The following is a 23166-nucleotide window of genomic DNA, read 5'->3' as shown; positions in this document are numbered from 1 at the left end:
CCGAACCGGTGTGCCCATTCCAAAACTCGACCAACGGCGTCATCACCGAGTACCAAAACATCGGACGACGCCTTCATCGTCGGCAATGATCAAGCGATCCCCCACGATGGCCGGTTCGCCGATGAAGGCACCTCGAATTTCGAAGTTCCATTTTTCGTCACCGGTCGCAATGTCCAGCCGGACTAAACGACCGTCCGTGGAAGCAACCCAAACATCCTGCCCCGCAATCACCGGCGATGCATCCGCTCTCCTTCGCAGAGTCATCCTCCAACGACGCCTTCCCGTTTCCCGTTCGATTGCGTCCACCGTCTTGTTTCGGCTTGCGACCACGACCAATTCTTGGTTAACCGCCGCACTTCCTCGATACTCTTGGTTTCGCTCGTCATCGAGGTACTCCCATTTTGGCGAGACCTCCTCTTCCGGATCGGAATTATGAGCAAATGCGTACAGCACGCCGTCCATGATCGGTACATACAACTGACCGTCACGGATCGCGGGGGTACTGCCAGTGGGCCCACCGAGAGGAATGGGCTCACGCATCGCCTGTCCCGTCCTCAAGTCCACGACGTGCAAACCGCCGTCGCAACCACCCAAGAAAGTCTGGCCGTCTCCGACGGATGCTCCGCAGCGAATTTGGTCATTCGTTTCGTATTTCCAAACCAGTTTGCCGTCTTCCATTGCAAAGCAATACAGGCTGCCGTCTTGGCTGGTGACCAATACACGGACTTGAATGACGACCGCCCCCTCGTCGCTCAAGCTTCGATGAATAAAGAAAGAAGGTGATGCACTGATCTCTCCATCAGTTAACGCTTCCCATCGACGATCTCCGGTCGCCGGGTCCCAGGCGACCACATTGCCTTCGACATCACCCGATACGAGCACGGGTCGCTCGCTCTTCAACCAAGTTGCCCAAGAATCGTTCAAAACCGGATCGTCTGCGACTTTCCCCACATCCAGAGTTTGAATCCTCCCGGATTCTTCCCCGATCAAGGAAGGCAGATACAAAGATGGAGAAGCACTGAACCCCGTGTCGAGTTCATGCCTCCAAACAGATTGCCCGTTGGAAAAAGCCAAGGCTTCCAGCCCACCCATCACGTCCACCACGTAAACTCGTTCACCATCACTGACGGGAGCTGATTCAATCGCTTCCGCGGTTTTGGTTTCCCAAAGAAGTTGGAGGTCCTTCGCTAGAGTCGTCGCTGTGGCGCCCGTCGCAGCAAAATCGCCTCGGGCGGTCGGCCAAGCCGAAAGGGCGTCATCGGCATGCACGTTCGAACATGCCAGCACGCCAAAACAGAGCACCAAGCAAAACCACAGAGGACTCAACCGTTTGAGTCTCTTGCGGCGATTGGGTTCATGAAAAAACAAAAACATCAACTCACTCGAAATCGTCGTCACAAAAGGCCAAACGCCTCATCGAAACGGGACCGGTACTGCCCAATAAAGCGTTGCCGACTATTATAGCGGGGTGGTGATGTCCGCCCCATCCAATTGGCCCTCGATTCCCCAACTCCTTCTCCGTCCACAGAATCCCAATGATTTGTGTTAGTCTCGGCCGTGCTCGTCACAAACGCATGATTGCCGAACATCAATATTTGGTCGAACAAGGCGCCCAACTCGTCGAATTGAGACTCGATTACATCTCGCGAGCCGTCGACTTGAAACGCCTTTTAAATGACCGTCCGGGGCCCGTGGTCGCCACCGTTCGACGGAAAGAAGACGGCGGACGTTGGGAACGGTCCGAACAAGACCGGATGATGTTGCTACGAAGCACCATCGCCGCCGGTGTGGAATACGTCGACATTGAAGCTGACGTCGCGGCCCAAATCCCCCGCTATGGTGACACCAAACGGATCATCAGCTACCACGATTTCAGCGGCACGCCGGAGAACCTGGAAGAACTGCACGAAGCCATGGCGGCCGAAGATGCTGACATCGTCAAGATCGCCTGCATGGCCAATTCCTTCTCGGACAACATCCGAATGATCAACCTGTGCAAGAACTCCAAAATCCCAACCATCGGGATCTGCATGGGTGAGATCGGAATGCTGACGCGAATTTTGGCGAACCGTGTCGGATCACCATTTACTTATGCCACGTTCAGCACCGACAAGAAACTGGCTCCCGGGCAACTGAACTGGAAGGAGATGAACAGCATCTATCACTACGAAACGATCAAAGAAGACACCGCTTTGTTCGGTGTGATCGCTGATCCAGTCGCGCACAGCCACAGTCCGCTGATCCACAATGCTGCCTTCGTGGACGCAGGCCTGAACGCCCGATACTTGCCGCTTCGCATCCCAAAGGACGATCTGCAATCGTTCATGAACACCTGCAGCAGCATTGGTATCCAAGGAATCAGCATCACAATTCCGCACAAAGAAGCTGCCCTTCAGTATTGCACGCAAGCCGAATCCAGCTGCACGGGGATCGGTGCAATCAACACCATGATCTTCAACGGCGACGAGCGTCTGGGCTACAACACAGACTACCGCGCGGCAATGGACTGCATCGAAGAAGCATTCAAGATCCAACGTGGCACGGAAAACTCCATGCAAGGAAAAACGGCGTTGATCCTCGGTGCGGGTGGCGTCTCTCGGGCCATCGCTTGGGGACTTCGCCAACGCAAGTGCGACGTCACCATTGCTTCGCGAACCCGTGAACGAGCCGAGATGCTGGCGGCCGACATTGGCTGCCGCGTTGTCGACTGGGAAGAACGTCACGACACAAAAGTGCAATTGCTTGTTAACGGCACTCCCATCGGTATGCATCCCGATGTCGATAACACGCCGTACAACCAATCGGCGCTCAACCAGTTCATGGTCGTCTTCGACACGGTTTACAATCCGGAGAATACCTTGCTGATCAAACAGGCAAAACAAAAGCAATCCCGGGTGATCACCGGTGTCGACATGTTCGTCCGCCAAGCAGCGTATCAGTACAAACTGTTCACAGGCCAGGAAGCGTCGACCGAGTTGATGCGGAAGAAAATCAAGGAAGCAACCAACCCGGTTCAGTTGAACTAGACCATTAGCAATTCAGCTCACGGTCACGAGCCGCTACCTTCCAACGCGTTGTCACCCGACCTTCCTGCACGCAGTGGGCATGCTGGTGCAGCGCAACCGTCGGACAGATATGCGTGGGCACTCCATAAATGACCGCTCCACATTTCAGATCGATCGACCGGTCAAAATTCAACACCAAGTGTTCTTCGTTGTGAGTTACTAACTCGCCGTCGTTACGAAGATTCAGCCAAGCAACGCGTGGCCACCGCATCTCGGATGCAACGGCTTTGTGCCCCAAATCCAAACACACGCTGGTCGGCGTGGGGCGACTGATCACACGAGCCATGATCAGAGCGGCTGTTTCATAGTCCATCGGTGGCGAAAACGTGGGCTGCCCAGAGTCCCAAAAGACGGTCGTTCCCGCGCCGGTCTCCACCGCCACTCCACGCTGCAACGACACATCTTGCCACAACGCGGATGTCGGTGTTCCTCCCGCTGCAATCGTCAGCTGAACGCCAAGTTCGGAATCGAGCGACGTGTACCATTCCCAGAATGGCGACAACGATGCGTCGAACATCGCCTTCAATTCTTGAACATCGGTCACATGCAGATGACCGTCATAGACATGCAACCCCGCCAGCTCCAAGCTTTCGCTCGCAAGCAATGACTGGGCAATCTCGGTGGCAGCGAGACCTGGGACCACACCCGTTCGGTTCATACCGACGTTGACATCCAACCAAACCGGCAATCGCGATCGGCGTCCATTCCAATCATCCGTCATCTCATGCAGCGTTTCCATGTTGTCAACGAGGCAAGCGAATTTGCAGGACGGAAAGCTTTCGACCAGGCGCGTCAATCGTTTGACTGTCGGCCCAACGGGCTGAACCGCCAACAAAATATCGCGAGCCCCCGCTTCCGCCGTCATCTCAGCTTCAGCGATTGTCGCAGCCTTGAACTTTGTCACACCCGCGGCCAATTTTAGACGGACCACCTCCGACATTTTGTGAGTCTTCACATGCGGGCGAAGGCGGTCCGGCGAACCCGCCGACGCAACCATCCGCTTCACATTCGCCTCGACTCGCTTCGGATACAGGAGCAGTGCAGGGGAGGCAATTTCATCAACGTTGGTGACTTCGTACCACGCTTGTTGACTGGCTGAATGACGATCAGGAATCGGTTCAATCCAATGTTTCGAGTTCAACTGGCACCTGAACTTCCCGCCCCTGGCGAAGGACAGTCACACTCACGGTGTCGCCACTTTCATAGTTCTCAAAGATCAGCGTCAGATCCGACGTCGATGAAACATCCATTGCATCGACTTTGGTGATGATATCGCCGAGAACGATGTCGCCGAACCGAGTCCGTCGAGTCGGCAACAGGCCTGCTTTCGCCGCCATACTCCGTTCCGGCACATCCAGGATTAACACACCGGGCGGCAACTTGAATCGCTTGCTCATCGAATCGCTTGCGACCGTGATGGCGATGCCCGGCCGAATGATTCGGCCGTGCTCGATCAATTCCGGCACCACCCAACGTACAGTATCAACGGGAATCGCAAACCCAATCCCTGCGTAGGCTCCTGAGGGACTGTAGATCGCGGTGTTAACACCGATGAGCTGGCCCGATCGATCCAACAGTGGACCACCGCTGTTTCCAGGATTGATTGCCGCGTCAGTTTGAATCACATCCTTGATCGGGATTCCCGAATCCGATTTGATCTCTCGCCCCAACGCGCTGATAACCCCCGTCGTCAGCGTTTGGTCCAAACCAAAAGGGTTGCCGATTGCCAAAGCGGTTCTTCCGACTTCCAGGTCCGCGGAGACTCCACGAGGAATGGGTCGCAATCGTTCAGCGGGAGCATCGATTCGCAGAACGGCAAGGTCTTTGTCCGGGGCAACTCCAACCAATTTCGCAGGAAAGCTGGTTTGATCATCGAACGCCACCATCGCCACATCCGCGTTTTGAATGACGTGGTTGTTTGTCACAATGTGACCGGATTTGTCCCAAACAAAACCGGTTCCGCTGCCCTGAGGGATCTCTTGAACATTCATGCTGAAGAAATCACGTGAAACCTTCGAGGTCGTGATGTGCACCACTGAAGGCGAAGTCACCCGGAACAATTCGATCGTCCGAGCTTCCGAATCCGCCAGATTGACCGCACCGGAGGAAGGCGACGTCACCTGCACCTGCTTGCCTAAATCCGCAGGTGACTGCGCGTCAGACATGCTGCCAGAGGTTTCGATCACGGCACCGGTCGGAACGGGCCGCTCCAACGACCGAGTTCGAAAATCATCGCTGGCGACGGATTCCAGCTTTTCAGATGTTTCCCCTTCGGCATCGGGTGAGCGAAGGAGAAGGACAGCAACAACGCACATCAGTCCCACATTCATCATCACCAGGACAACGATTGCGGATCGAGTGGACGATGAAATCACGACGCGGTCAGGCTCCAATCGCGACGCTGACGGCTACTTGGGATACCCATTTTCTTTCGGTACTTGGTGACTGTTCGGCGAGCGACGGCCATCCCCGCCTTCTTCAGTTCGTCGACCAGATTCTCGTCGCTGTAGGGTTTGCTCTTGTCTTCTTTGTCGATCAGCTCTTGCAGTTTCAATCGAATCGTGTCCCAAGCCACATCGTCGCCATCTTCGGTCTGGGTTCCGCCAACAAAGAATCGACGTAAAGGCAGAATCCCACGAGGCGTTTGAATCCACTTGTCATCCACAGCACGACTGACCGTCGTGACGTGCACGCCGACCTTGTCAGCGATTTGTTGCATCTTGAGCGGCTCAATCGCCTCTGGACCTTCATCAAGGAATCGCTTTTGGTGCTCGACGATCGCCTCGGCCACACGCGTCAATGTGCTGCGACGCTGCTCGATCGAATCGATCAACCACTGCGCACCATTGATTTTCTGCTTGATGAATTCGCGTTCCGCCTCCGTGCAGTCGGACGCTTGCAAACGCCGGCGGTAGTATTCGCTGATGAACAAGGTTGGCACGCGGTCATCATCCAAACGAACTCGATACTCACCGGATTCGTCCTGTTCCAAGATGATGTCGGGCGTCACGTTCGGAACGTAAGTTTCCAAAAATGCCGCGCCAGGTTTTGGATTCAGCAAGTGGAGGTCTTCGCGTAAATCCTGGATCAGCTCGATCGAGAAGCCTGTCTTTTTCGAGATCTGCGGCAATCGGTTTTCTGCGAGGTCATTCAGGTGAGAGCGGATGAGGACCGTTAACTCCTCAAAGTGCTCGTGCGACGAATCGAGTTGCAAAATCAAGCACTCGCTCAAATCGCGGGCTGCAATACCGGTCGGCTCCAGAGACTGGACCACAGACAACGCTTCTTCGGCCTTGGCGTAGTCTTCTTTGGAATGATTCGATGGCAAGAGATCCGCGAGCGGCATACGCAGGTATCCGCCGTCGGATGCATTCAGCGTGCTGATGATTCGCTCGGCGATCTGCTCCACCTCATCATCAATGTCCATTTCCGCTAACTGATGCAAAAGATAGTCATTGAGGGACTCGGGACGCGACTGAGCGTTCGCCATCATGTCATGGCGACGATCAGCATCTTCGGACATCCGGTTGGCACTTTGCCGGAACGAGTCATCAAACGTACTCGGCAGATCCGAGTCCATGTTTAGCAAACGCTCAAAGTCGTCTTTGTTGTCATGGTCGTTATCGACAACGAGCTCTTTTTCGTTCTCGCTGCGGGTGTCTCGATCGGGCAAATCATCGTCACCCTCATCTGGATTGAGCGGATCGACCGTTTGCTGTTCCAGCAACGGATTTTCGTTCATCTCCTGCTCGATACGTTCCTGCAATGCCATGGTGGGCATCTGCAGAATCTCCATGGATTGGATCATCCGTGGAGCGAGTTTTTGTACTTGAGTTTGCCGGGCCTGAAGCCCCACTGACATCCGCATGAGAATCTTTCTGGAATGCGTGACGCGAATCGAAAGGGTGTTCGCCACCACAGCCGGAACCGGGTGAGCGAATTCGGTGCCAATCCGCCAGAGACTACCGGATTATAGCCTCTGTCTACCCGTCAACGCATCGGCAATTATTTCGCGGTTGGCATATTCCAGCACACTTCCGGAGGTAATCCCGCGCGCGAGACGAGTGATTTCCACCGGAAATTCCTGCAATAAGTTGGACAGATACAAAGACGTCCCGTCACCCTCGACCGTTGGATTGGTCGCCATGATGATTTCAGAAAAATTTCCTGTCCGAACACGTTCCACCAGCGAATCGATGGTCAACTGATCAGGCGTGATCCCATCGAGGGGAGCGATCCTTCCCAAAAGTACATGGTAAAGCCCGGTGTAGACGCCCGACGCGTCCAGGCTCAGTAAATCTCGCGGTTGCTCGACCACGCACAATCGAGTCGCATCGCGTTTGGGATCGGAGCAAATCCGGCACAGCTCGGTTTCAGACAGGTTGAAACATACGGAGCAGTACCGAACGTCCGTCCGCACCTTTTGGATTGCCGCCGCCAAGGCCAACGCTTCGTCCTCATGGACGCGAAGCAAATGAAATGCGAGCCGCTCAGCACTTTTGCGACCAATGCCCGGCAACTTGCTGAGCTGATCGACCAAATCCGATACGGCGCCGGCATGTCCGCTCATCCATTCCCGCCTGTCAAACTTGTGAGCAAACCGTCCACTCCGGGCATGTTCAGATCCATGTCCGATGCGAGCTGACTGATCGCACTGGCATACAGTTGCTTGGCTGCGGCGCCCGCCGCATTGGTTGCATCACGAACGGCGTGCTCCAGCGTTTCAGGAGACACCACTTCGCCACCACCTACGCCCAGGATTTCAGGTGCGATCGTCACGGATTGCACTTCGCCGATTCCATTCATCACGACTTCCACGTGATTGCATGACGAACTGGCCGAGACGCGTTCCTGTCTCATCTGCTCGTTCAACTCCTGCATCTTCTGCGGGATTTCTTGCAGCTTTCCAACCATCGATGCGATGTTGCCGAGATTGCCAAGGCCTTTGAACATGTTGGGTCCTATCCGGAGAAAAAAGTCATGAACGACGAGGAATCAACAAAGCCGCCGGAACAGCTCACTTTGCTGCGATGTCAACCGCGAGGCGTGTCAACGCGAACGATTTCTGCACCGAGCAGTTCGACGCACGATTGAACCAAAGGGTTGGCTTGAATCTCGCGCATTCGCTGCATGCGATTTCGATTCTTTGGTTTCGCGGTCGCGACCGGAGCCACCTTTTTCACCTCGGTTGCCTCGAACTGCAAATTAGCACGCTTGCCTGTCACACGGGCAACCGTCCGAGTGATTTCTTCTTTGTGTTCAGGCAACTGGCACCGACTCATCGCCAATCCAGAGTTGCCTGGAAAGATAATCTTCAGCACTCCCGGTTCGGGTGAATCCACTCGCTCAGCAGCTTTTGCTAAGGTCGCCGTCATCGGATCCATCTCTTGAATCACCTGCGGCCAACACGACTTTGCTTCGGCACTCGAAATCGGCGGATAGCCCTCAATGGACGTCGTCGAAGCCCGTTCCGCAGTAGCCACCGCAGCCGTCGACTGTTCGACCGTTGCCGAAGCGGCGGTTGCCGTCGACGATGGACTGACAGCGGCTTGCGTCGTTGCAGCGGTCGCTAACGCGGAAGCAACCGGTGCACTCGCAGGTGTCGCCGAGTGATTCCCCGCGGCTTTGGATGCGGTATCGACTCTGACCGTCGCCGAACCATCACCGGAGGGCACTTCAGCAGGATCGTTCCGCGGGGGCGAGGGAGCTGAAGCTGGAGCGGGACTAGCCGCTACTCGCTTTTTTTTTTCGCCGCCAGCCTTGCCACTGGCACCCGACGTCGCCGCGGTCAAGTCAGACAACGCCTGCAGATCGGGCAAATGGCAAACCTGAATCACGGTCGCTTCCAGCAAGACGCGAGCATGCACGCTATGCCGAATGCGAACCAAAGTCTCATCGACCAACCCGACGATCGCCAAAACGGTTTGCAGTCCCCAACGACTGGCCAATGCTGACAACGATTCGTGCATCGATGCTGCGGCGTATCTCATCAAGCTGGCTTCGCAACCGACCGCGACCGCCATGAGATCGCGAAAGTATCCCAGCATCTGCTCGGCCAATCGGCCGGCGTCGACACCAGCCGCGATGGCTTCGTCAATTTGCAACAACGCAGCCGATGCATCGCGATCGGCCATGGCTTCGGCCAATCGATGCAATCGTTGATCGTCGGCCGTGCCCAGCATCGCATGAACGTGCTCGGCCGTGAGGTGACCATCGCTAAAACTCAGCACTTGCTCCAGCAACGATTGGCTGTCCCGCATCGAACCGGCGGCACGCCGAGCCAAAAGCTCCAAAGCTTCGTCATCAACCGTGTTGTTTTCGGCTTCAACGATCTCGCGAAGACGACCCACGATCTTGTCACTCTCGACCGGTGCAAAGTCGAAACGCTGACAACGACTCAGAACCGTGATCGGAATCTTTTCCGGGTCCGTCGTGCAGAAGATGAACTTGACGTGCTCGGGCGGCTCTTCCAGCGTTTTCAGAAGCGCGTTGAACGCAGCTCCCGTCAGCATGTGCACTTCGTCGATGATGTAAATCTTGTACCGAGAACGGCTGGGCCGAACCCCAACGTTCGCTCGCAAAGAACGAATTTCGTCGATCCCGCGATTGCTCGCACCGTCAATCTCGATCACATCGACGTCTTCGCCCGAATCAATCGCTTGGGCAACATCACTGTCGTTGTCCGGATTCGCGGTGGGCCCATCGGGATGGTTCAAGGCCTTGGCGAAGATACGAGCGGTGCTCGTTTTGCCGACCCCCCGTGCCCCGGTGAACAAATAAGCGTGACCAACGCGAGAGGTCTCAATCGCCCCCTGCAAAGCACGGGCGACATGGTCTTGGCCAACCAACTGCGTGAAATCTCGCGGCCGATAGCGTCTTGCGACAACGACGTAAGACCCGTTGTCCGCAGAATGATCGTCGCTCACAGATTCACGTGAATTCAAAGAAACAAGCTGGGAAATCGGCTGGCATTGGCGTCTGCACGGTGGCGGCAACCCTCACACAAAGTTACACCGCTTATGGCTGCTCCAGTTAAGGCCTGACCAGGTTCACGACTCACAGTCGCAAGGGTCGCCACCATCGGGCAGATCGCTCGGGCAGTTTAAATCACACCCTCGATTTGCGAAACCCATCTCGACCAGAGATTGGAAAAGTCTGCCTCCGACACTTCGACCGTTTGCCGTTCGCGGCCAAACTTTCACGGTCGAGCTACGGAACAACGCAGATGCAGACGTTGTCGACATGTCGTGTTCTTCATCGCATCGATCGGTCTTTTCGGTTACGCTTAGGAATCGTCTCCTTTGAATTGCGAGCCCTCGGCGACTGGGCGATCCGATGAGCCCGGACCGAGTCGTCCGCCGTCATCGAATCTCGCGGGAGCCTTTTTGGCTGGATCTAGTCGGTTATGAATGCAATGGAATCTGAGGACAACTTCCAGAACGAGATTCAACCGGACTTGGACGAGTCCCTCGAGCTCGACACGACCTGGAATGCTTGGCAATCACTTCCGGAACGCTGGAAAGAAAACCACGGGTCGGTGCTCATGGTTTTTGCCACCCTGGTGTTCCTCACCGGCATTGGCATTCTGACCTATCGCCAAAATCAATTCCGGCCACCAGCCTTCCCCGACGCGTCCGCGATTACCCCGCCAGAAGAACGTGATTCGGTCGTTCTGCAAATGGCGGCTTCGGGCGACTTTGCAACCGCACCGGCGGACAACTCTGAACGAATCATGATTCGCGTCATCGGAGCCATTCCCAGCGACTCACTGGTATGGCTCGCGATTTACAACGCGGAACAGTCGTTCAATGATCGCGAAAACGCTTTGCTGGCGGCACAACTTCCCGTTCAGCCCGACGGAGTCGCGTCCTGCACGATTCCGGTTTCGCAATTACCAAAACGTTTTGCCATCGCGGCCTTTCACGACAGCAACAACGATGGCGACCTGACCCGCAATCAATTCGGCATCCCTTCGGAAAGATACGGATTCAGCAATGATGCTCGCGGTAAGTTTGGTCCTCCCGCATTTGAAGACGCCGTGATCGATCGGCCCGAATCAGCCGAAGAAGTCATCAACATTCAGATTTACTGAATCAAACGGTTTTGCGTTCCTTCTCGCGATGACTTTGCCGCGAGTGAGTCAACTGGCTTCGGCAACCAGGTTCGCGCGGCGACGCCGAAGTTGCGACGCTAGCAGAAACGTCGCCAGACCAGCCCACACAAAGACAAAGCCAAGCTTTCGGGAAGGGTCCAGCGTTTCCTCAAACAGAAACGCCCCCACGATGAACTGCAGGGTCGGTCCGATGTACTGCAAGATCCCCATCAGCGATAAGTCAACGCGCTGAACGGCGGCGGCGAAAAACGCGAGCGGAGCAACGGTGATGACACCTGCTCCCAAAATTAGCGTTGCTTCCGTGGGAGTCCCCACCTGCAACGTTGATACCCCTTGGGAAATTCGATAGCCGAGATAGATCGCTGCGGGAATGAACAGCACGGTGACCTCGAACATCAACCCTAGCAACACGGGCAAAGAGGCTCGCTTCTTCACCAAACCGTACATTGCAAACGAGGTGGCCATCGCCACCGACACCCAAGGCAGTCCGCCACTTCCGATCGCCATCACCGATACACCAATGGCTGCCAAAGCCACCGCGATCCATTGACCTCGGTCCAATCGTTCACCCAAGACCAACACGCCCAGCAGGACATTCAGCAGCGGGTTGATGTAATAGCCCAGCGATGCTTCGAGCACTCGGTCGTTGTTGACAGCCCAAATGAATGCCAACCAATTGATGGCAATCATCAACGCCGCGATTACATAGGTCCTCCAGACGGCAGCCTGTCGCAGTTGGTATCCCAGTGCCGCGAATCCTCCCCACCACCCGCGGGCCAACAACACCGGCAAAATCAAACCGAGTGTGACAAACGACCACACAATGCGATGAGAGACCAACTCCATCGAATCCGCACCGTCGATCTGTCGCCAATAAATCGGAAACAGCCCCCACATGGTATGAGCCGTGATGGCGCACACCAAACCGATGCGAAGTTCCAAACGATGCGACGGGTCCGAGGATTTATCCACCCGTTTGATCCATGCCAGATCCGGAACGGCTGGTCACTAAACTCTGACTCAACTGCTCGTAGATCGACTGCGCCAACTGCTTGACATGCGGAGCCTGCACCATGCTGTGGTGATGCCCCGGTGTCATGATGACCTCCGTTTGTTCCGACAATCGCGACCAACCTCGATCCACACTTCCTTCCGTTTCGAAAGGAACGTCCGTCGGGCGATACAACAGAACTCGGCTCTCAATCGGCTGCATCTTGTACTGCGTTGTCAAAGTCAGATGATGATGGAACAGCGTCTTTAAATCATCAATTGCACGAGCCGCCACATCGGCGGGCGTGTTGTTGTCCAGGACGCCGAGTTTCTCGGCATGCTGCCACAAGAACGGCAATTGCTCTTCGCTTGGCAGTTGCAGCAACTCTTCAAGATCCATATCGATCCCGTATTCCAAGCCCACGTTGGACTGGTCCTCCGGCGAAACCAGATCGCTTGCGCCGCTTGGGATCGATGAATCCAACAACACCAAATTAGCGACCTGCTCACCGTCAGCGATCAGTTGCTGAGCCAATTCCATTGCAATGACCCCACCGACCGACCATCCGCCAATCATGTAAGGCCCGGTTGGCTGCACCGAACGGACGGCCTCGACGTACTCCGCCGCCATATGTTGCATCGTTTGCGGCAGCAATTCTTTTCCATGCAGTCCACGCGAACGAATCGCGTACAGAGGCTGATCGTCGGGAAGGCTAGCCGCAAGCTCTCGATAGCAAACAACGATCCCACCCGGTGGGTGAACCATGAACAACGGGGTGCGGTCACCAGTCACCTTCAACGGCGCCAGCAACGCACTTGCACCTTGATGCTTGCCGACCGACTCGCTTTCGTACATCCGCACCGAAGCTTCATCAAAGCGTCGTTGCATCTCGTTCGGATACAAAGTCGCCAATCGCTCCGCCATGGCTGAGATGTCTGCCAGATCAAACAGCAAAGATGAAGGTACATCGACGCCCAAGTCCTCGCTCAAGCGATTGGTCAACATCGCCGCCTGAAGCGAACTCCCACCAAATTCGAAGAAGCTTTGGTTGACGCCAATCGAATGGATCCCGAGCACCTCGGTCCAACGGTCCGCCAAATACTGTTCCAACGCGGTTCTCGGCGGTTGATGTGTTCGGAGATTGGCTTCCTCCTGAACAATGGCGGGCAACCGATTCAGATCAACTTTCCCACTGGCCGTCATTGCGAATGCTTCGACCAATTGCAGATGAGCCGGGCGTTTGTACGGAGGCAGGTGCGCCGCCAAATGATGCTGCAGTGATAGCAACACATCCGGCCAAACCGTTTGGACATCACCACGTGAAGGATCGATCTGAACGAACCCGACCAACCGCTGATTGGCGGTTTCAACCATCGCGTGTGGAACCACCGCCGCCTGCTTCACAACTGGATGCTCACGGAGGACCGTTTCGATTTCTGTTGGCTCAATGCGGTAGCCACCGATCTTGGTTTGCCGGTCAATGCGTCCAAGCACTTCCACCAATCCATCGACTCGCCGACGCCCCTGGTCTCCCGTCAAATAGGCTCGTCGACCATCCACCAAAGTAACGAACTTTTTCGCGGTCAGCTCTTTGTCGCCGAGATATCCATCGGCCAAGCCCGCTCCCACCAAAGCCAATTCGCCGACAAACGTGGCAGGCATCGGCTTGAGATCCTCGTCCAGCACCAACACGTCAGTGTGATCCGCCGGTTTGCCCACGGGGATCCGCCTGCGTGAGTTCACATCGTCCACGCGGAAGGCCGTCGCCTCGACGGCGGCCTCCGTTGGGCCATAGCAATTCCAAATTTGGGCCTCGCTGCTGCGACGGATCAAACGGGGCAAACCTTCAGGCATCGCTTCGCCACCAATCCAAATGTGTCGAAGCGAATGGCAGGACGCAAACTTGCGATGCGACGCCACCAAATCAATCCACGATGGCACTCCCACCAGCACCGTGATCTTATCTCGAATGATCAGGTCGATCATGGCGTCAATGTCAGCCACGGTGCCCGCCTCCGGCCAAACAACTTCGGCTCCCTGCGAATAGGCAAACAGCGTCATCCCCAATCCTGCGTCGAATTGATGCGACAGAGGCATCAAGACGCGATCAGAATTTGTGAGCGGGGTGATCCGGCCTCGCCAGGCGAGCGTGTTTGCAATCGCTCCGTGAGAAACCACCACACCTTTCGGCGTTCCCGTCGTTCCGGAGGTGTAGATCACATAGGCGGGATCGCCCGGCGACACGCCTGGATTCATTTCACCATTGCCTTGCGCCCCGTTTCGACGGGACACCGTTCCCGAGGTAACATCCGTTTCTGTCAGATCATCCCATGACAGAACCTTCGCTACACTTGGAATGTTGTTCGCTCCCAATCCATCGACCAAGACCCGTGTGGCCGCAGTTTGGCTCAACACCTGTTCCAATAAAACAGAAGGCCGCGTCGCATCCAGTGGTACGGGAACCGCTCCGATCTTTTGCAAGGCCAGCACCAAATCCATCGCACGTTGACCAGGCTGTGCCAACACAGGAACAAATTCCCCTTGGACAACTTGGTTTTCTCGCAAGGCCGTCGCGATCTGATCACGTGCCGCTGGAGTACCGGCGACGAAGCTTTGCCTGGATTTTGAGAGTGACGGGCTGGCGGGTTTCAGCTTGGGTGATCGGAACAAACGATTAAACGGACGCCGAGGATCTGCTGCAGCAATCCGTTCCTCGACTTCTTCTTGGACGACGTCCACTCCATCCCCTTCCTTTCGTCGCTTCGCCCCGCGATCGATCAGTTCGTTCAGCGTCGACAACCGGTCGGCTGCTGAGCCATTGGATGAGTGGTCGTCGGCAACCGATTCTTCGGAAGCCATGTTCCAAACAACCGAATCGATGGTCTGCTCTGGTGAAGAAACCAGCTGTTGAAGCAGGGCAACGAATTGCTCGGACATCGCCTGCATCGTGTCCGCTTCGTACAAATCACGGCAGTAAACGATCATCCCGTCGAGGTGATCGCCCGTCATCTCGAAGATGAACTCCAAATCGTAATGACACGTTTGATGCGGAACGGGGAACGCTTCCTGACGCAATCCACCAATGTCCTTGACCTGTGAAGCAGATGGAAACAGATACCCCGCGCGGCCTTCTTCTTCACGCACATGAGCCTTTTCAAAGGTGCATGAAACTTGGATCAACGGGCTTCGCCCCGTGTCGCGAGGCGGATCCACGTCACGCACGATTTGTGCAAACGGGTACTCTTCATGTTGCATGGAATCGACCAACCGATCCCCTGCTCGCTGAACCAATTCCAAGAAACTCGGGTTGCCCGAAACATCAGCCACCAACGGCAGCATGTTGACGAAAAAGCCGACGGTGTCTTCCAAATCCGAATGCGTGCGTCCCGCGAATGGGCTGCCGATGACAAACTTTTCCTGGCCAGTGGCCCGGTGCAGCATCACCTGCAATGCCGCCATCACGACGGAGGACGAAGTCACCTGTGCCTGCTTCGCAACTCGATTGATCGCAGCCCCAACACTTTCTGCACACGCGATCCCCATCACATTTGCCGCTTGCGTGAAGTTGCTGGGACGAATTCGGTCGGTGGGCACTTCCAAAACCTTCGGCACATCCGCCAACGTCTTGGTCCAGTATCCCTTCAGATCCTCGCCTCGCTTGGAGACCAGGAGTTGACGTTGACGAGCCACCAAATCGAAGTAGTCTCGCTCCGGTGGCAGGAACTGCAGTTCGTTGCCCGCCAACATTTGCGGGTACACCTGACGAATCTCACCCAAAATTAGAATCAGCGACCAGAAGTCCACCACGATATGGTGCGTCGTCGCCACCACGACCCAATCGTCGTCCGCCAAACGGAAGACACGAATCCGCATCATCGGTCCATTTTGCAAGTCGAACGGCCGTTGAGTTTCCGCGATCACCGCATGCAACAACGGCTCTTCATTTCCCGATTCGATGCGGCCGGACCAATCCTCGACCTTAAATTCGGGTTTTAATGTTTCATGCACGATCTGCTGCAGGTCACCCGCCGCGTCGGTGAAGGTCGTGCGTAAAGCCGGGTGACGTTGCACCACGCTTTCGATGCAGCGTTGCAACGCATCAACATCAAGTGGCGAACGCAGACGAGTTGGCAAGAACACATTGAAGGCGGTCCCGTTGCGATTCCGCCGAAACGCATACCACAACCCCGTTTGTTGATCGGACATGGGATAGCGAGAACGATCCTGCATCGATGGATCATCCACAATCTCTTCAGCAATCGACAAACCACCACCAGACGAAGCACCGCTTTCGCCCACTTCAGCTGCCAAAGTTTCATTCAGCGTCGCGACAAGAGAACGCAAATTCGATCCCCGCATCAAAGCGCCAATCTGCAACTTCATTCGCAATTGGCCTTCGATCCAGTTCCGCAGCTCCACGGCCATCAACGAATCCAATCCCATTTCCAACATGGGTCGGTCAGCATCCAATTCCGCAACATTGCCCCCTAGCAAGGAAGCAAGCTTGACCGAAACCACTTCGAACAAACATTGCTCTCGTTCGGCGGAAGGCAACTCGCGCAGCGAATCCCCATTCACGGCTTGTTCGGCTTCGCCACCGCCGCGAATCAGGTGGGCGAACCGCGGCGAGACATCTTTCGTCAATCCCAACCCGCGCCACCGGGACCAATCCATCCGCAGGACGCTGCACTGGGTCGCTCCACGATGAAGTGTTCTCGCCAAGCATTCAGTTGCCTCGGACGCCGAGAAGTCGAGCACTCCCTGACGCCGCAAACGCTCGCTCAATTCTTCGCGCTCGGCCAGATAGCCGACCTCACCAAGGTGCCCCCAGTTGATCACCGTCGCTGGCAAACCACATGCTCTTCGGTGGTGAGCCAGACCATCCAACAAAGCATTCGCCGCCGAATAGTTCGCTTGCCCCGCATGACCAAACACGCTGGAAAGTGACGAGAACAACACGAATTGGTCCAGCACCCGATCGCGAGTTGCCTGGTGCAGGTTCCATCCTCCCAGCACCTTAGGCCACAGCACCCGATCCAACGTTTCGCGATCCAGATCCACCATCATCTTGTCTTCCAAAACCATTGCGGTGTGCAAGACACCTCGCAGTGGCGGAAGCTCCTCATCGATGAAGTCCAACGTTCGCTGAACGTCGTCAGGTTCGGCGATGTCGCACGGCCGCACAATGATGTTGGTTCCGCGTTCTTTCATTCGCTCGATCACCGGCAGCGCCGCATCGCGAATGGTTTGGCTGCGACCACTCAGCACCAAAGTGCCGGCTCCGGATTCCGACATCCAATCGGCGATACGCAAACCAAATCCGCCCAGACCGCCGGCTAACCAATACGTGCCGTCCTGACGGAATTCGTAGGTTGCGTCCTCACGCGCGCGAACACGTCTGGGTGGTTGGCTGTAATCGACGACCACCTTGCCGATGTGTTTGGCTTGTTGCATGAAGCGGAACGCGGATGATGCATCGGAGGCTTCAAACCGTTTCGGCGAGTGGCCTCGATAAACTCCCTCCTCGAACTTACGCACGATTTCTCGCAATCGCTCGCCCATGGACACCGGGTGATGCTGGAACAATTGATCCAGATCGATTGCAAACAAAGCCAAGTTGTTCCGCAGTGGATACATTCCGAGAGATTGATCGGAATAAATGTCTCGCTTCCCAATTTCAAGGAAGCGACCGCCGATTCGCAACAATCCCAAACCAGCCGGAATGGCTTCTCCTGGCAATGAGTTCAGAATGGCGTCGATTCCCGAGTCGCCTCGTTCCGACGTCAGTTGTTGAATTTCAGAGACAAAGTTCAGCGACCGCGAATCATGAACGTGCTTCACGCCCATCGACCGAACATGATCCCGCTTCAGATCGCTGCCCGCCGTCGCGAATACTTCGACCTTCAATTCTTGAGCCACCTCGATCGCCGCCAAGCCAACACCGCCGCTGGCCGCATGCACCAAAATCGATTCGCCCTCTCGCAACCGAGCGCACGTGTTCATCGCGTGGTCCGCGGTCAACCAAGCGACCGGAATCGCGGAAGCATCCACCAAATCCACATTGGACGGAGACTTCGCCACCAACGCCTCGTGAACCAAGACGTGCGATGCAAATCCTCCCGGCGCGACCGCGATGACGGAATCGCCGACCGCGAATTCGTGGACATTGCATCCGACGGCGGTCACCACTCCGCTGACTTCCGCACCCAACGCCACAGGCCCCGGCGGGAGACCGGGATATAGGTCCAAGACTTTCATCACGTCGCTGAAGTTCAATCCAGCACCGGCGACTTCGATCTCAACTTGATTCTCGGACGGCTCACTGCGGCCGAATGCTTGATGCCGTAACTCGTCGACGCCCGACGCGTTCCCCTTTACTAAACGGTAGGTAGATTGCTTCGGCGGAGCGTCACCACGAGTCATCTCCCCCCAAACCATTTCACGTTGTGTGTCGGGAACAAAGCGGTGCACATAACGCCGAGACGCACGCAGCATCACTTCATCTTCCGCATCATTGCGTCGCCACTCCGCCGCCAACCCTTGCAAAGGCCAACTGGCATCCGGATCGCAATCCACCAAACGAGTCTGCAACGAGCCGATCTCGCTCACGATCACTCGCCCGATTCCAATCAACGGCATCTGAATCGCCGAAACCGGTTCGGTGGATTCGTTCGCCGACTGCGCCCCCAACGTGACCATCGTCATTCGCGTCTTGGGGCGTTCGGTCAGCTTCTCCCAACTTTGAACCATGTGAAGTGGCGCTCGCGTCGTCAGCAAGGTGCTCTCGCGAATGGCCGCATTCGCTTCAGCGGGTGACAACGTTTCCAGCGTCAACGGATCGGGGGCGTCGATCGCCCAAAGATAAATCAGATGCCATGGCTCCTGCGATGCTTCCAATCCCAGTTCGGCCCAAAGTCGGTCAAACGAAGCCGGATCATCAGCGTCCACCCAATAACAGGTTTGTTCCAAAGAACGCTCGCCAACGAACTGCTCGCCCTGCTGAGCCGGATCCTGGATCGGATGCACCCAAACGAAGTCTTCTCGCTTCATCTCCCATCCGCGAACCAGTTCATCCGCCAAGTCCGCGGGAGCAAACACGACACGTCGCTCATTCAAATCATCAGTTGCGATCGAGTCGGATTCGTCCGTCGTGTCCTCCCAACGATAGCGATACAACAAATCACGAGTGGTCTGCTCGCTCTCCGCTCCGACTCGGCGACTCTCAAACCCAATGATCGATGCGAAATGAGTGCCGTCTTGCAGATAGAGGTCCAGGTCCGCCAACAAACGATGATCTGTTTTCAAACGAATCTTGGCATGCACCGTCAAGGGAACGTTACATCCAATCAGTGCCGAATCGATGGTGGAAAGAGCATCGAGATCAATTTGCACGTTTTCAATTTCATGCGGCAGATACAATCCACCGGGCGAGCGTCCAAACTGTGGGTCGCAGACGACCATTGCATGAAAACAACTGTCCAAGACCGCAGGGTGTATCAAGTGCAAAGCTGCTTCCGCTTTGAACGCTGGCGTTTGAACGTTGCTCGGTAATTGAACAACCGCGATCGACTCACCATCACGCCGCACACCTTCACGGATTCCTTGAAACGCCGGACCGTAATTCAATCCAATGGATTGGCAGTACTGATAGCATGCCTCGGAATCAAAGACTTGGTCGCATCGCAAGCGTCCGTCTGACAACGCAGTTTGTTTCTTTGCATCATCAATCGGTGCGGGTGTTGCGTGAGTGCTGGCAACCAACGGAGTCCAATGATCGCTGTCCGTTTCGCTGAAACGAATCTCGATTTCTCGCCGGTCACTGGCCATCGACGTTTCCAATCGATAGGCCGTCGCCTCGTCCAGAATCATCGGATTCAAAAGCTGCAGTCGCTGCAACCGAAGCTGCGTCGGCACTGGATCACCCGACGTTTCGCTGGCCCGTACCGCTTCCGTCCAATTCGCGGACAAAGCCATTTCAATCCCAGCGGCGGCGGGAAACATCGCGGCACTTCGGACGCGATGGTCGTGCAAGTACGCTTGATTGTCGGCGTCAACTCGTGAACGAAAAACGGGATCGGCAGATGGATCCATGTCACCCAACAACGGATGCACCGTCGTCATCAATCTGGATCGCTTGGATTGTTCGGACTCTGCCCACAGCGTTTGGCGTTGCATGGGGTACAGCGGAACATCGGTTCGAGGTGCGTTCTTCGAGACCAAGCCCTCCCAGTCCAAATCCAAACCGAAGGCATAGAGATCCCGAAGCCCCGCCAACCACTGCGATTCATCCGAATCAAACAACTCCGATTCCGTGGCCGGTTCTTCTTTCGCCCTGCGAGCCGTGGCAATCAGTTGGATATCTTGGTCGGTGTGGCCGTAACATTCCGTCGTGGCAAAGGCCAGCACGGGATGCGGCCCCAACTCGATTCCAATTCCGAATCCTTCCTCCGACGCATGCATGATCGCGTCGGCGAAACGAACTCCCTGACGCACGTTCGTCCACCAGTAATCTCCGCCGAGTGATTCGCCCTGTTCGATCCTTCGGCCGGTGACGGTGGACACCATTGGCGTGTGCAACGGTTGAGTTTGCACGTGCTGCAATGAACGCAACAATTCCTCTCGTACGGGTTCCATCTGCGGACTATGGAATGCGTACTCCACCGCCAAACGCCGACAGAAAATCCCGTCCGCTTCAATGGCGACCGCCAATCGCTCCACGGCATCGCTATCGCCCGACAGCGTGATCGACGCGGGACCGTTGACCGCTGCGATGGCAACGGTCGATGGCATCTCGGCATCGACTTCGGCGAGATTCGCGATGCGTTGCTTGGCTTCCGCCTCCGTCAATCCAACCGCGATCATCGAACCACGGCTGGTGGCTAGGTCCATCGTCCGGCCTCGATGAATGGCGACACAGCAAGCGTCCTCGAACGACAATCCGCCGGACAGATGCGCCGCCGCAATCTCACCAACACTGTGTCCAATGATCAAACTCGGCTTCACGCCGACGGACTGCCACATCGCGGCTTGAGCAACTTGGATCGCAAACAATGCCGGCTGAGCAATCGATGTGCGATTCATTCGCGTGGATTCGGCATCGCGATGCAGTTCTTCGATCAGCGACCACGTCGGTGCATGCTGTTGAAATTCGCGATCAATCCTTTGAATGCATTCAGCGAAAACTGCATAGTCGCGATACAAACCTCGCCCCATCGCCCACCACTGCGGCCCCTGGCCACAACAAAGGAACACCACGCCTTTGTCACGGGTTTCAGCCGGTAGTCGGTGTTTTGGATGTGGTTCGCCTCCGTCGTTCAGGTTGGCAGCCAACTGACGCCACTCATCCTGCAACGACGCGGCGTCCGTTCCGAAAACCAAGGTTCGCAGATCGTGGTGGGTACGGTGATGCATCGCCATCGCTGAACCAGCCACCAACTTCTCGTCGCACTGTGACTCCGCGTCCGCGCTCGCCCAATGCTGCCAGGCAGAAGCAACTTCCGAGAGCGATTTGCGATCGGTTGCCGAGATCGGAAAAACAAACTGCCGCGTTCGTCGAATTGAATCTGACTGCGAATCAGTTTCATTCGCGACCGAAGCACTATGACCTTCACCATTTCGCAAAGCATCGCTGGAGCAATTGCCTTGGCAGGTTCGGCTGGATGATTTTCGTGGAGCCTCTTCCACGATCAGGTGTCCATTGGCACCGCCGTAGCCGAACCCGTTGATTCCCGCGATTCGTGTGGAGCCCTCTGCTTTCCAAGGTTCCAAATCGGTCGGCACGTGCAGGTTCCAACCGCCAAGATCGATCTCCGGGTTCACGTCTTGCAGATGCAAGTGCGGTGGGATGGCCTCATGATGCATCGCCAAAGCGACCTTGATCAAACTCGCGATCCCAGCCCCGGCTTCGAGGTGCCCGATATTGGTTTTGACCGATCCGACACGGCACGGGTTGTCACGATGTGTCGTCCCGGAAGCAATCACGCGTGCGAGTGCTCCCGCCTCGATCGGGTCGCCCACCGATGTCCCGGTGCCGTGAGCCTCGAAGTATTGAACTTCGCCGGGATCGACACCGGCTAGTTCACAGGTTCGCCTCACCAATCGTTCCTGTTGCTCGCCGCTTGGCACCGTCAATCCGGGAGTCCGCCCGTCTTGGTTCAGAGCGGTGGCTCGAATCACGCAGTAAATCCGATCGCCCGACCGCTGCGCCTCCGACAGCGGTTTGATTAAGACCGCGCCGGCACCTTCACTGCGAGCGTAGCCGTTGGCTCGCGCATCAAACGTCTTGCAACGACCATCGGGTGACAACACACCCAGCTGACTGAATGCAACATAGTAATCTGGCATGAGTAACGCATTCACGCCTCCCGCCAACGCGACTTCCGCCTCGCCATTCCAGATCGCTTGACAAGCCATATGCAGCGCAACCAACGACGACGAACACGCCGTGTCGACCGCTACACTGGGCCCGCGCAAATCAAAACAGTATGAGATGCGATTGGCGGCGATGCTGCTGGAGGAACCGGTATTGGTGTACGGCCCCAATTCACCACGGTCTTCAAAACTCAAACTCGCAACGGCATAGTCAATGCTGCTGATTCCGGTGAAGACAGCCACCGGGCGCCCCGCCAAGTCGTGAGTCGGCGTTCCGCTGTCTTCCATCGCTCGATAGGCCACCTCCAACAGCATCCGTTGTTGCGGGTCCATCGCTGCTGCTTCGCGGGGAGAAATCCCAAACAGCGCAGGATCGAACTGATCAATCCCGGACACGTACCCGCCCCACTGGCTCTGAGTTTTTCCCGGCAGCGAAATATCGGGCCGATAAAACTTCTGCAGGTTCCATCGGTCGGCGGGAGTTCGCGAGATGGCATCGGTTCCTGACGCCAACAAATCCCAAAATGCGGTGGGGTCATTTGCATCCCCGGGAAACCGACAACCGATGCCGACGACGGCAAGTGGTTCGTTTCTCACGCCAATCCCTATCTTCGAAAGTTTCATTT

General features: G+C 56.1%; 11 protein-coding genes and 1 other RNA gene. 2 read left to right on the top strand and 10 right to left on the bottom strand.

What is annotated here, in order from left to right:
• Window positions 1-42 precede the first annotated feature (42 nt).
• The gene (locus LOC70_RS18565) at window positions 43-1374 is read right to left on the bottom strand and encodes an outer membrane protein assembly factor BamB family protein (protein WP_230255479.1); all 1332 of its coding nucleotides are present in this window, start codon (window positions 1372-1374) and stop codon (window positions 43-45) included.
• Window positions 1375-1535: 161 nt separating this feature from the next.
• Here LOC70_RS18565 and aroE point away from each other — a divergent pair, with 161 nt between their 5' ends.
• Complete coding sequence (gene aroE, locus LOC70_RS18560; protein WP_230255478.1) at window positions 1536-3026, top strand: shikimate dehydrogenase; 1491 nt, start codon at window positions 1536-1538, stop codon at window positions 3024-3026.
• Window positions 3027-3030: 4 nt separating this feature from the next.
• On the opposite strand, the gene LOC70_RS18555 is transcribed toward aroE, so the two are convergent.
• The 7 genes from LOC70_RS18555 to ffs form a co-directional block, all read right to left on the bottom strand.
• Window positions 3031-4206 (bottom strand): D-TA family PLP-dependent enzyme, encoded by a 1176-nt coding sequence (locus LOC70_RS18555; protein WP_230255477.1) that lies wholly within the window; start codon window positions 4204-4206, stop codon window positions 3031-3033.
• Complete coding sequence (locus tag LOC70_RS18550; RefSeq protein ID WP_390889088.1) at window positions 4184-5437, bottom strand: S1C family serine protease; 1254 nt, start codon at window positions 5435-5437, stop codon at window positions 4184-4186. Before LOC70_RS18550 ends, LOC70_RS18555 begins: the two co-directional genes overlap by 23 nt.
• Window positions 5437-6927, bottom strand: coding sequence for an RNA polymerase factor sigma-54 (gene rpoN / locus LOC70_RS18545; RefSeq protein ID WP_449314298.1), 1491 nt, complete (start codon window positions 6925-6927; stop codon window positions 5437-5439). Before rpoN ends, LOC70_RS18550 begins: the two co-directional genes overlap by 1 nt.
• A 108-nt stretch (window positions 6928-7035) precedes the next feature.
• Window positions 7036-7635: a recombination mediator RecR gene (recR, locus tag LOC70_RS18540; RefSeq protein WP_230255474.1), complete on the bottom strand. Its 600-nt coding sequence runs from the start codon at window positions 7633-7635 to the stop codon at window positions 7036-7038.
• Complete coding sequence (locus tag LOC70_RS18535; protein WP_230255473.1) at window positions 7632-8018, bottom strand: YbaB/EbfC family nucleoid-associated protein; 387 nt, start codon at window positions 8016-8018, stop codon at window positions 7632-7634. The genes recR and LOC70_RS18535 overlap by 4 nt, the downstream gene beginning before the upstream one ends.
• Window positions 8019-8098: 80 nt before the next feature.
• Entirely contained in the window at window positions 8099-9991 is a 1893-nt protein-coding gene (gene dnaX, locus LOC70_RS18530) for a DNA polymerase III subunit gamma/tau (protein ID WP_230255472.1), read from the bottom strand.
• Between the two features lie 58 nt (window positions 9992-10049).
• An RNA gene (gene ffs, locus LOC70_RS18525) (signal recognition particle sRNA small type) lies at window positions 10050-10144 on the bottom strand.
• A gap of 326 nt (window positions 10145-10470) precedes the next feature.
• On the opposite strand from ffs, the gene LOC70_RS18520 reads away from it, so the two are divergent.
• Entirely contained in the window at window positions 10471-11157 is a 687-nt protein-coding gene (locus LOC70_RS18520) for a DUF2141 domain-containing protein (protein ID WP_230255471.1), read from the top strand.
• A gap of 48 nt (window positions 11158-11205) precedes the next feature.
• Here the strand turns inward: LOC70_RS18520 and rarD are convergent, their stop codons facing one another.
• Window positions 11206-12150: an EamA family transporter RarD gene (gene rarD / locus LOC70_RS18515; RefSeq protein WP_230255470.1), complete on the bottom strand. Its 945-nt coding sequence runs from the start codon at window positions 12148-12150 to the stop codon at window positions 11206-11208.
• Window positions 12143-23164, bottom strand: a complete 11022-nt coding sequence (locus LOC70_RS18510) for a non-ribosomal peptide synthetase/type I polyketide synthase (RefSeq protein ID WP_230255469.1) — start codon at window positions 23162-23164, stop codon at window positions 12143-12145. Before LOC70_RS18510 ends, rarD begins: the two co-directional genes overlap by 8 nt.
• Between the last annotated feature and the right edge of the window lie 2 nt (window positions 23165-23166).

This window comes from Rhodopirellula halodulae (assembly GCF_020966775.1).
GTDB classification, from domain to species: Bacteria; Planctomycetota; Planctomycetia; order Pirellulales; family Pirellulaceae; genus Rhodopirellula; species Rhodopirellula halodulae.
Note: the sequence above shows the minus strand (reverse complement) of the source record. Positions and strands in the feature narration are given on the sequence as shown.